This window comes from Sulfobacillus sp. TH-112 (genome assembly GCF_057473405.1).
This window is the reverse complement of the sequence record NZ_JBYCKN010000199.1, coordinates 1-10,742: the sequence shown is the minus strand read 5'-3', so window position 1 is coordinate 10,742 and position 10,742 is coordinate 1. Positions and strand designations below refer to the sequence as shown.

General features: G+C 51.7%; 11 protein-coding genes. 9 read left to right on the top strand and 2 right to left on the bottom strand.

The window, feature by feature from the left end; genetic code table 11:
* The coding region (locus ACOJWD_RS14790; protein WP_486994018.1) for an RNA polymerase sigma factor at positions 1 to 218 on the bottom strand (218 nt) is incomplete at its 3' end.
* A gap of 56 nt (positions 219 to 274) precedes the next feature.
* Positions 275 to 859 (bottom strand): TMEM165/GDT1 family protein, encoded by a 585-nt coding sequence (locus ACOJWD_RS14785; RefSeq protein WP_486994017.1) that lies wholly within the window; start codon positions 857 to 859, stop codon positions 275 to 277.
* 321 nt (positions 860 to 1,180) lie between these two features.
* Here ACOJWD_RS14785 and ACOJWD_RS14780 point away from each other — a divergent pair, with 321 nt between their 5' ends.
* From ACOJWD_RS14780 to ACOJWD_RS14740, 9 genes are all read left to right on the top strand, one after another.
* On the top strand, positions 1,181 to 4,018 hold the full coding sequence (locus ACOJWD_RS14780; protein WP_486994016.1) for a 2-oxoglutarate dehydrogenase E1 component: 2,838 nt from the start codon (positions 1,181 to 1,183) through the stop codon (positions 4,016 to 4,018).
* Complete coding sequence (gene odhB, locus ACOJWD_RS14775) at positions 4,018 to 5,253, top strand: 2-oxoglutarate dehydrogenase complex dihydrolipoyllysine-residue succinyltransferase (RefSeq protein ID WP_486994015.1); 1,236 nt, start codon at positions 4,018 to 4,020, stop codon at positions 5,251 to 5,253. The genes ACOJWD_RS14780 and odhB overlap by 1 nt, the downstream gene beginning before the upstream one ends.
* Before the next feature lie 3 nt (positions 5,254 to 5,256).
* Positions 5,257 to 5,673, top strand: coding sequence for a vitamin K epoxide reductase family protein (locus ACOJWD_RS14770; protein ID WP_486994014.1), 417 nt, complete (start codon positions 5,257 to 5,259; stop codon positions 5,671 to 5,673).
* Positions 5,670 to 6,290 carry a uracil-DNA glycosylase gene (locus ACOJWD_RS14765; RefSeq protein WP_486994013.1) on the top strand — a complete coding sequence of 207 codons (621 nt, stop codon included), beginning with the start codon at positions 5,670 to 5,672 and terminating at the stop codon, positions 6,288 to 6,290. Before ACOJWD_RS14770 ends, ACOJWD_RS14765 begins: the two co-directional genes overlap by 4 nt.
* Before the next feature lie 400 nt (positions 6,291 to 6,690).
* On the top strand, positions 6,691 to 7,227 hold the full coding sequence (locus tag ACOJWD_RS14760; RefSeq protein WP_486994012.1) for a hypothetical protein: 537 nt from the start codon (positions 6,691 to 6,693) through the stop codon (positions 7,225 to 7,227).
* A 49-nt stretch (positions 7,228 to 7,276) separates the two neighbouring features.
* On the top strand, positions 7,277 to 8,038 hold the full coding sequence (locus tag ACOJWD_RS14755) for a hypothetical protein (RefSeq protein ID WP_486994011.1): 762 nt from the start codon (positions 7,277 to 7,279) through the stop codon (positions 8,036 to 8,038).
* Positions 8,039 to 8,302: 264 nt separating this feature from the next.
* Entirely contained in the window at positions 8,303 to 8,953 is a 651-nt protein-coding gene (locus tag ACOJWD_RS14750; RefSeq protein WP_486994010.1) for a cupredoxin domain-containing protein, read from the top strand.
* 47 nt (positions 8,954 to 9,000) lie between these two features.
* A complete protein-coding gene (locus ACOJWD_RS14745) occupies positions 9,001 to 9,825 on the top strand; it encodes a cytochrome c oxidase subunit II (RefSeq protein WP_486994009.1) in 825 nt (274 codons plus the stop codon).
* A 47-nt stretch (positions 9,826 to 9,872) separates the two neighbouring features.
* A partial coding sequence (locus ACOJWD_RS14740) for a cbb3-type cytochrome c oxidase subunit I (RefSeq protein WP_486994008.1) occupies positions 9,873 to 10,742 on the top strand: 870 nt, incomplete at its 3' end.

Genomic DNA, 10,742 nt, shown 5'->3' with positions numbered 1-10,742 from the left:
CAAAGATTTGTCACAGTATGAAACAACAAAGCAGGAGATAGGGTATCTACGCCACGTCGCCCTGCGTGTTTCCACATCCTTAGAAACGCCTCTTGAGCCACGTCTTCGGCGTCTGGACGGGAGTGCAACGTAACATAGGCGTATCTGACCGCTTTATCGCCATGTTGGGTTATAAATTCGTCAAAGTCTTTTTGATCCCGCGCGTTCGTCGTCGGCAACCCCTTTTGACTGATTCCATAAACTATAACGCCACCCAGTGTGAATAGGTTACATGTTAAAAGACGCCTAACTGTGTCAAGCCCATTATGGCAGCAATCACGCCGAAAATTAGCGCTGCCCCCCGCTGCATCCAATGACCGGGTACTCGGCGCAAAAGGTAACGACCAATGAGAATCATGAGTCCGTTAGCCGCTAAGAGTGCGGTGGATGCGATCACACCAATGGCGATGAGCTGGTGCGGATAGCGCGCGGCATAAGCTACGGTGGCTATCTGTGTCAGGTCGAAAAATTCCGCTAAAAACACCATAAAAAAAGTTTGTAGCACGATGGCTTGTGCGTTGAGGGAGTGTAGATTCGTGCCATCCACTGGGCTGTGGTCGGTTTCTTTGGACTCCTTGTATAACCACACGGCGAATCCGAAAAATAGCACAATTTCAAACCATGCCAAGGGCTTTTGGGGTACGAGTGCTAATAATCTCCCGGCGCTAAGGGACAGAATTGTCTGCGCGATTAGGGCTAATGCGGCTCCAAGCCACACCCACACCGCAGCATGATGGCGCAACAAAGCTAGGGTAGCAAGCGATGTCTTATCCGGCAATTCTGCCAAAAACAAGCTTCCGAACATCAATACCCAAATCACGTGCGTCACCTCGGATCCGAGAATACTTATAGGCTAGTCCACCTGGTTGACACATGCAACAATATGGAGGTCGATTGCCTCTCTTTTCAGTACAGATGACAGAGGCATGCCGTCAAAATTGCGGATGGTTTTCTGTGAGGCAACCGTCGCACCAGGTACCTCGAATACCCACAATCTGCTATGATAATGACGAACACCGCATTGACCGAAAGAGCTGTGCTGAGGGATATTTAACCGAAGTGCGCGGCCCGTTCCGGATGCGTCTTTTGATGCGTGTATTATCGAAGGGCCGTGCGGCGCTTCGAACGGGAGGGAATTTCGTTGCAACAGAGTAGAACGAGTTTAGAAAGTCTCTTTGTCGGACCCAATGCCGGATATCTTATTGAAATGTATGAACGGTACCGTTCTGATCCAGCATCAGTCGATGAAGATACCCGGGCTATATTAGCGGACCTGGACCCCATGCTTATTCATTCCTTAATCGATTCCCATTCTATCGAGATTCCAGTGAGCGAGAGCGGTGCGGCGCTCGGTGTTGAGAAATATGTGAAAACGGTCCAATTGGCACGCAATATCCGCGAATATGGTCATTTGCAGGCCAGCTTTGATCCTTTGGGCGTGTCCCCGCGACGGGTGGTTGATGATCCTGAAGTCATGGGGATTTCCGACGCGGACCTTGCTGAGATGCCGGCTACAGTGGTGTGGCCGAATCGGCTGCGCGAGGCCTCCAGTGCGCTAGAGGCCATCCAGATGTTGCGGCAAATGTATTCAGGTCCCTTAGGGTACGATTTTAGTCATGTTCATAATGTCGAAGAGCGTGATTGGTTGCGGCAGCAAGTCGAAGGTCAGGCGGTCGAAAAAGCGCTATCTCCGGAAACACAGCGCGGCCTGCTACATCGATTGACGGAAGCGGAGGCTTTTGAACGGTTTCTGCACACTTCGTTTCCGGGTCAAAAACGCTTTTCCATTGAAGGAACCGATGCTCTAGTCCCGATGCTTGATGTTCTAGTATCCCGTGCCGTCCATAACGGGGCGCATGAAGTGGTGATTGGGATGGCGCATCGCGGTCGCTTAAACGTCTTAGCGCATGTCCTCGGTAAGCCGTATGCGAGAATTTTTTCTGAATTTCATAGCACGGTCAATAAAGACTTAGTACCCTCAGAGGGTTCGATGGGCATCAATGCGGGATGGACCGGTGATGTGAAGTATCACCTGGGCGCCCACAAGTTACTTCGGGATGGTGAGCTAGCCGGTGTACGAATTACGCTATCCAATAATCCCAGTCACTTGGAATTTGTCAATCCTGTTGTCGAAGGCACCGCTCGAGCCGCTCAAGAGTCGGTTGACCACCCTGGAGTTCCCGGGCAGGATATCGACCGTGCTGTCGCTATTGCTATCCATGGTGATGCCGCATTTCCGGGCGAGGGAGTGGTGGCTGAGACATTAAATCTTTCTCGCTTGCGAGGGTATCAAGTGGGTGGCACGCTACACATCATCATGAATAACGGCTTAGGATTCACGACGGAACCCAGTGACGGACGGTCAACATTGTATGCGTCGGACTTGGCGAAAGGGTTTGAAATTCCGGTGGTTCACGTCAATGCAGATAATCCTGAAGCGTGTCTTCAGGCCGCCACCTTGGCGTTTGAGTATCGTCAGCGATTCCACAAGGACTTTTTGATTGACTTGGTCGGATATCGTCGCTGGGGTCACAATGAGGGGGATGAGCCGCTTTACACCCAGCCGGTGCTCTATGATAAGGTCGCCCAACACCCGACGGTACGCGCCCTATATGCTGAGCAATTGGTCTCCCGCGGAGTGGTTAAAGGTGATGAGGTTGAGGTCATGCTAAGTGACATTCAGGAACAACTTAAAAAGGCAAAGGATGCCATGGCAGACGTGGGAGAATCCGACGACCAAGAGACCACCACTTGGAGCGACGCCTTAATTGGATTGGCGGAGCCAACGCACGTACCGGAATCGCACCTACGCGATTATGCCAAGGAATTGCATCATTTTCCCGAGGGATTTTCAATGAACCCTAAGCTTCAGCGCCAGTTGCAACGAAGGTTGCAGAATATCGACGCACCCGGAGCGATTGACTGGGGCTTTGCAGAAGCTCTGGCATTTGCCTCGATTTTGGCGGACGGGACTGCCATTCGCCTTAGTGGGCAGGACAGTGAGCGGGGAACATTTAGTCACCGCCACGCGGTGCTACATGACGCGCATAGTGGTGCCACCTATACACCTTTGCAACATCTCCCGTCGGCACGGGCATCGTTTGCCGTCTATAACAGCCCACTATCAGAAGCCGCGGTGCTCGGATTTGAATACGGATACAGCGTGGAGCAGCCCCGCATGCTCACGATGTGGGAAGCCCAGTTTGGGGATTTTGCCAATGCGGGGCAAGTGATTATCGACCAGTTTATCGCCGCCGGCCGGTCGAAGTGGAAAGAACAGTCGGGCGTTGTCCTGTTACTTCCTCATGGCTATGAAGGCCAAGGGCCAGAGCACTCAAGCGCGCGATTGGAGCGTTATCTGCAACTGGCTGGAGACAATAACGTGCGCATCGCCAACTGCACTACGGCCGCCCAGTATTTTCACTTGTTGCGACAACAGGCGAACGTCATCCATCAAGATCCGCGGCCCCTTATCGTCCTGACCCCCAAAAGTCTCCTAAGACATCCCGCAGCGGCGAGCGCGCTTGCGGATCTGGCAAGTGGCCAGTTTCGGCCCGTCATCGACGAAGGGCTTGTTAGTCCGGAAGCTGTAAAACGCCTGGTGCTACTAAGTGGAAAAGTGGTGGTCGACGTATTGCAGGCGTTGGGAACGGAACCGGTATCAGAGGTAGATGTGGTGCGCATCGAGCAATTATATCCGTTCCCGCATACCGAGCTTTCAGGGATTTTGTCGAGGTATCCTAACCTTAAGGAAGTGGTTTGGCTGCAAGAGGAGCCGCAAAACATGGGGGCATGGCGGTACATTCATTCACGGCTACTGTCAGAAATACCTGATGGTGTAACGCTACGCTATGTCGGGCGTCCGGAAAGGGCGGCTGCTGCGGAGGGATTCCCAGAAATGCATAACGAAGAGCAGTCACGCATTACACATGACGCGTTATACAGCAAGATAGTATCGGCGCAGGGAGGTCAACGGTAGTGTCAGAGTTGAAAGTGCCAGAATTAGGAGAGTCAGTTATGGAGGCCACGATCGGTCAGTGGCTTAAGAAGGTCGGCGAATCGGTCAAACCTGGCGAGGCAGTGGTTGAACTGGAAACCGACAAGGTGAATCTCGAGGTTGCCGCAGAAGAAGAAGGCATTTTGGAAGAGATTATTGCCGGAGAAGGAGCGTCTGTGGGTGTAGGAAGTACTCTAGCGGTGATTCGTGCTGGGGCTGCAGCCCCGTCGTCCTCCTCAAAAGAGCCGGAGTCTATAGCACCTTTGACTCCTAAAGGGGATCATTCGCCCGATACCATGATTGCGCGTGCGACCCCTGACGTACGCCGATTGGCGGCAGAACACGGTCTTGATATGGGCCAGTTAAGCGGCTCTGGGCCTCGCGGTCGGGTGACTCGCGAGGATGTGGTTCAACAAGCAGGGGATGGGACACCCGCAAAACCGTCTTCTCCGAGCGCAACGTCCGGCAAAGCGAATACCGCGTCGGTGCCATCGCCGTCCTCCGTTGGAAGCGACAGTCGTCCGGTGCGCAGGGTGCCCATGTCCAGTCGTCGCCTAACGATTGCGCGTCGCTTGGTTGAAGCTCAGCACAGTGCAGCAATGCTGACGACGTTTAACGAAGTCGATATGACGCAAGTGCTTGCAGTGCGTGCTCGACGCAAGGACGCATTTAAGGAGCGCTATGGCGTCGGATTAGGATTTATGTCATTTTTCACCAAAGCCACCATTGGAGCGTTGAAGTTGTTTCCGCAGCTGAATGCTGAAATCCAGGGCAATGAGATGATTCTCAAGGAATACTATGACATTGGTATCGCGGTCTCGACCGAATCTGGGCTGGTGGTTCCCGTAGTCCGTGACGCAGACAAGCTTACCTTTGCCGAGATCGAGCGGAGCGTAGCCGAACTGGCCGGTAAAGCCAGACAAAACAAACTAAGTCTTAAGGAATTGCAGGGAGGCAGTTTCACCATCACTAATGGGGGAATTTTTGGTTCGCTGCTGTCAACCCCTATCCTTAATGCGCCACAGGTGGGAATTCTCGGGATGCATAAGATCGAGGAACGTCCGGTCGCGGTTCACGGCAGCGTGGTTATCCGACCCATGATGTATCTAGCACTGTCTTACGACCACCGTATCGTCGATGGGAGTGAAGCGGTACGATTCTTGGTGGCGATCAAAGAGTTCTTGGAAGACCCCGAGAAGCTATTGCTGGAGGGATAACTTGTGGATTGGTGGCGCCCTAGGATCTTGGCTTTGGTCGCGAGTGCGGTGGCGGTAGTCGCTTCCTCAGCAACCCTAGTCCTGGTTTCTCAGCCGGCCATTGTGGGATGCCCAGGGTCGTCGGTTACCGGTGTGATTAATTGTCGGGCCGTGGTCACAAGCCAGGGAGGTCACGTATTCGGGGTGCCGTTGGGTGCATGGGCGTTACTGTGGGTACTGATCTTCTGGGGGCTACCGCGAGTGTCGAATGGTCAGTTAACCTGGGCATGGTGCGTCATTGGCTTCTTGGGTGTGTCCTATGCAATTGGCACGGAATGGCATGTAGGGCATCTCTGCGCCTGGTGCACTTTGGTGCAACTCAGCATCGTGTGTCTTGCCGTGTGGCGTTTGCGTGCATTGTCGGCGAGGACTACGCGATGAGGGATAAAGCGGCGGAGTTGGATTTGTTGCGACCTCGGGTATTAGCTTGTCGAGCTTGTGCACTTCGTGGTTCGGCGTCCCAAGTGGTTTTTGGAGAAGGGTACCCGGATGCGGCACTTGTGTTCATTGGGGAAGGACCGGGCGCAGAAGAAGATCGCTTGGGACGGCCGTTTGTGGGTCCAGCAGGCCAATTGCTGGACAAAATGATTGAGGCCATGGGCATGGAGCGTTCGCGCCATGCCTATATTTTAAATATCGTGAAATGTCGTCCTCCCGGTAATCGCCCACCCACGAATTCGGAACGGACAACATGTATATCCCATCTGAATCGACAACTCATGATTCTCGATCCCACTATTGTGATTCTTCTCGGCAATACTGCACTGCAATCGTTAATTGACCCCGCTCTGCGAATTACTGGGGCAAGAGGCCATTGGATTGAGCACGATGGGCGATGGTGGATGCCTACCTATCATCCTGCTGCCCTCTTGCGCGAGCCGCGATTAAAGTCCGCGGTGTGGAAGGATCTGAAATTGGTATTAGATAAGTATCGTCAATTGGTCGATCCGAGCCATGTCTCGGTGCATTATCCGAGGCCGCCTGCAGAAAATCGTTAGCGTGGAATTGCCCAATCATGTAATTTCGAGTATGGTAAGAATTATAAGAAACAAATATTGGGATGCGGAGGTGAGCCTAACATGGGATTTGTCGAAGGAGTGTTTCTCTCGGTCGTACCGTTGTTCATTATTACCATGATTGTGCTCGGTCATTACATGCTCGTGGATTTCCATTTTTAGTCTCGGGTGATCACTCAATCATCGCGTCCGTGACCGTGGCGTAGTTCGCCGATCACGATATAGGTCGCAAGTGCGATGGCAACTAAGAAGATAACACCTGAAGTAATTAAAAAGGATACCATCGCCTAATCTCCTCTCCTGTAGTGGACAGGACAAGTTTACCGTAATATCGGTCCTGGTACTACAGGAGAAGTATTTCTTTGGGAAGGACTTCGTTATAATGCACCAAGGATTATTAATCGTCACCTATGGCTTGTTATTAGCGACGGCCGCTACGGGTGCCTTTGTGTTTTTTGGCTTTTCGCTCTTTGGCCCACCGAAAAGGCGAACGCGCGCGTCAACCATGACCTTGCCGAAGCGTTCCATTCCATTGAATTGGGTCGTATTACATGTTTTGCTGGCTCTCGTGACCATGGGTGTTTTCGCATTTGCCATTTTCGATAATGTCGATGTCCCAACCATTGCGTACGTTAGTTTTGGAATGTATGTCGTCACATTTCTGACCGGAGCGTTATTTTTTATCCAGTTTGACGCTCGACGGCGTCCCTTGAGAAGACGCCTTTTGGGTCTTCACTTAATGATGGCCGTGGCCACCTTCATTTTGATTACGGCGGTGATGGGGGTTTCTGCTTTTCCTCATCATGTGGCACCGCCCGCTAGTAGTCCCAAGAACTCCACGATGTGGGATCTTGTGCGTCAACATCGGAGCGAGCTTGCGCGTCAGGAGCCTGGGAAGAGCGGTCTTCCTTTGCCGTAGCGACCTATTAAAGACCATGGAATTAGAGACCATTGAAAGAGGGATTTTCGTGAGTAAATTATGGCAAGAAAGTTGGGCGGCTTCGGTAACGTATTGGACAGAACATTGGAAAACCTGGATGGGGGTCTTGGCCGCGGGGACCTTATGGTTGTGGCTACTGTTTATCGTTGCACCCGGTACCGTACCGTTTGTCTTCTTGGAAATCGAACCGATCAATGATCCGTCCGTAGCTCGAACCTACCATAGCCAGTTAATGGCCGTCGAGCATCAACTGCCGCGCATGTTGGGGGTATTAGTTGTAGCAAGCATTATCGGATTTATTGTGATTTCCCAACTGCTTAAACGCTTGCGCCCATCGACGCCTTCCGGCTCCACGCTTGGCATCATGATTAATTCGGCCATCATGATGGTCATTAGCTTTGTGGCCATGGGGGCGGTTCATGTTCCCATTGATACCCATGGGTCGCATGGGCCGATGGAACTTCGCATGGCGATAGTGCTGGTGTGTTTTGCCATCATTGTCCCGTGGTTCTTCTGGAGAGGTGCTCTTGCATACAACCACCGGCCGTCCTTTTGGAGTGAACTGCGCCATCGCCCAAAGGATCTGCTGTTTTTGCCGTGGACATGGCTTATTAGTGTGGTAGTAGTTCAAATGGCCAGTGCTTCATTTGCGTGGACTACGGCTGTGCCCGCTATCGGGACATTTATTTTGGCCCTGCTTACCATTACGTCGGGAATCTTGCATCAGTCGGTGGCGTATTACTATACCCGTCCCGGACTGCTAAGAAGCCGGTTAAAGAAATCGTCGTAATATAGAATCATCATAGGGAGCTCGCGTGTATCACTTGTGCGAGCTCTTTTTTTTTCACCACACCGAATAAAAATTACTTTACAAAAAACTACATGACTTAGCAGGAATTTCCGGGCGGTTGTAGAAGATATGCAGAGAAGTAGGTGTGTAGGGTAGTGCCCTCTTCACCGGAATACAGCCGTTCTAGGCCATGCGGACCATTTTGTTCCGCGGTTTCGGTTTGTTTGCAAGGCTATACGACTCATTTAGAAAGGAGTAGATAAATTGGATAACACGCCGAACAATGGCCGCATTGACTCCGCGGAAGAGGCACCACAAGAACTTCAATGGAGTCGACGCCAATTTATCTGGGGGTCTGTAGGTGTCGCCGCTGCAGGCCTGGTGGCAATGTTCGGAAGAACAGTCATTCCGAATGCGGCACGTGCTGTATTTGGCTCGCCTGTGTCGACCGGACTTATTCACGTCTACCAGGAAGATTTTTATTATGTGCCGAACTACATGACCTGGCGCGTTGGCGACCCGATGACGATGCGCCTGCATAACATGAGTGTTACTCGTTATCATGAGATGCAAATTGGACGAGATGTCAGCACCGAAAAGACGATTTTCGGTACCATTACGGCCGACGGTTTTCTGATTGATTTTTGGGCTAATGTCCCGGTGACGCTGTCGAATCCGTACATGATTGACAACTTCGTTCCTAATAAAGCGAAGGTGACGTACATCGGACCGAAGTCCGCATATGCCATTGCGAGTGGTGGTGGGTTTAGTCCCACACTGAAGCCCGGAGGGCATATTGACATTGCTTTTACGGTACCTGATAAGCCTGGTATTTGGCATTATGGGTGCTTCGTACAAAACGCCGCACATTGGCGGTTGGGAATGCGTGGCATTCTCAACGTGGTGCGGGCCTGACAGTAGTCCTTCAATAGTAAATGATCGGAAGGAGGCCCGAATTTTCGATGGCCAATGCAGCACTGTTCGGTATTCTCTGGGTGGTAGCATCACTCCTTGGAGAGTGGGGAGTGACGACCTGGATTAATTCGGCTCCCAATGAGGCAGGACCTTATTTTGGGACCTTCTCTAACCTCGGTATCATTGGTGTGAAGGCATTTGACTTCTTATTATGGGTCGCGGTACCAATCTTTGTGTTCGTGGTGCTTATGCTGATTTTCGCCATGATAAAGTTCCATGTGCCGAAAGGTGTTAAAGAGACTGGAGACGCTAAAGACCAGACTCGTGTCAATAAGGCTTATATTGGAATCTGGATTATTGTCAGCGTGTTAGTTAACATTCTGATTTGGTTACATCCTAATGCCAGTGGACTTGAGCAAGTGTTTGCGGCTCAGAAAATTACTGCTAAAGAAAATCCTTTGATTGTGGATGTGACGGCTCGCCAATGGGAGTGGATTTTTAGCTATCCGCAGTATGGCATACAACAATCGTTGAATTCCCAGGGCCAGGATGTGTTGTACTTGCCTGTGAATCGGCCTGTGGAGTTCGTCATGCGCTCCTATGATCCGTTCCATACCTATGATTATCAGGTTGATGTCATCCACAGCTTTTGGATTCCGGGATTTGGCGTAAAGATGGACGTGGTCCCAGGTGAAACACGGACGCTGGTGCTTACTCCGACGGCCATCACCTCCACAGAGAAAGACCCCATGGTTCGCGTTCAATGTGCCGAGGATTGTGGCCCTGGACATCCATATATGGAAGCTAATGTTCATGTGGTCAGCGGAAGCGCGTTTGCATCATGGGCAAAGGCGCAGGCATCGGGCTCATGATGAGCTCAACATTGTACGGGAATGGTCATGGAAAGGGGTTGAAGTAATTGGCACAACGTGTGGCGCCGCCGTCTCAAGGGACACCACCGATGGCACCTGATCGTCGCATGATGCCACCCGTAATGCGCGGGTTTCTATGGGCCTTTATCGGGTTCGTCGTGCTAAATGCAATTAGCATCGCGGTTGACTATAGTCCGATATCGCCTTACGTCAGTCAGGTTGGTGCGGTAGCGGGATGGTTTGGCGCCTTTGTAGGATGGCTACTGGGTGTTGGTGGGTACGAGCACATTGTGCGACCCATGCTTGGATACCCCGATCCCGGATATCGACAGACCGGATGGCGGCGATTCTTTCAGTTGTCCAACGATCACAAGACCGTTGGTCTTCAGTACTTAGTCTTTTCGACGGGCACCTTCTTAATCGCTGGGCTTGTGGCCATGGCGATGCGGTTCCAGTTAATGAACTATCAGCCTACGATCTTTCAATATCCTGAAAGTTATTTGCAGGCGGTAGGTATTCATGGAACGTTGATGATGTTTACGGTGGCTACCGTGGCCATGTTCGGAGGCCTTGGAAACTATATGGTACCTCTGATGATTGGTGCGCGTACGACCGTATTTCCGAAAGCGTCCAGTATTAGTGTTTGGCTGGTCCCGGCAGGTGTGCTCACGATTGTTATGAGTCCATTACTGGGCGACTGGACCACCGGCTGGCGTGGCTATGAGCCCTTAGCGGCGTCCGATGGGGTAGGAATTCTCTATTACTACCTGGGCGTGTTCGCCCTTACGTTATCGTCTCTCATCGTGGCCATTAACATGGTGACTACCATTCTATTTCATCGCACGAAAGGCCTTACCTGGAATCGTCTTCCTCTCTTTGTTTGGGGGATTTTGACCGTGGGTCTTTTGACGGTGATT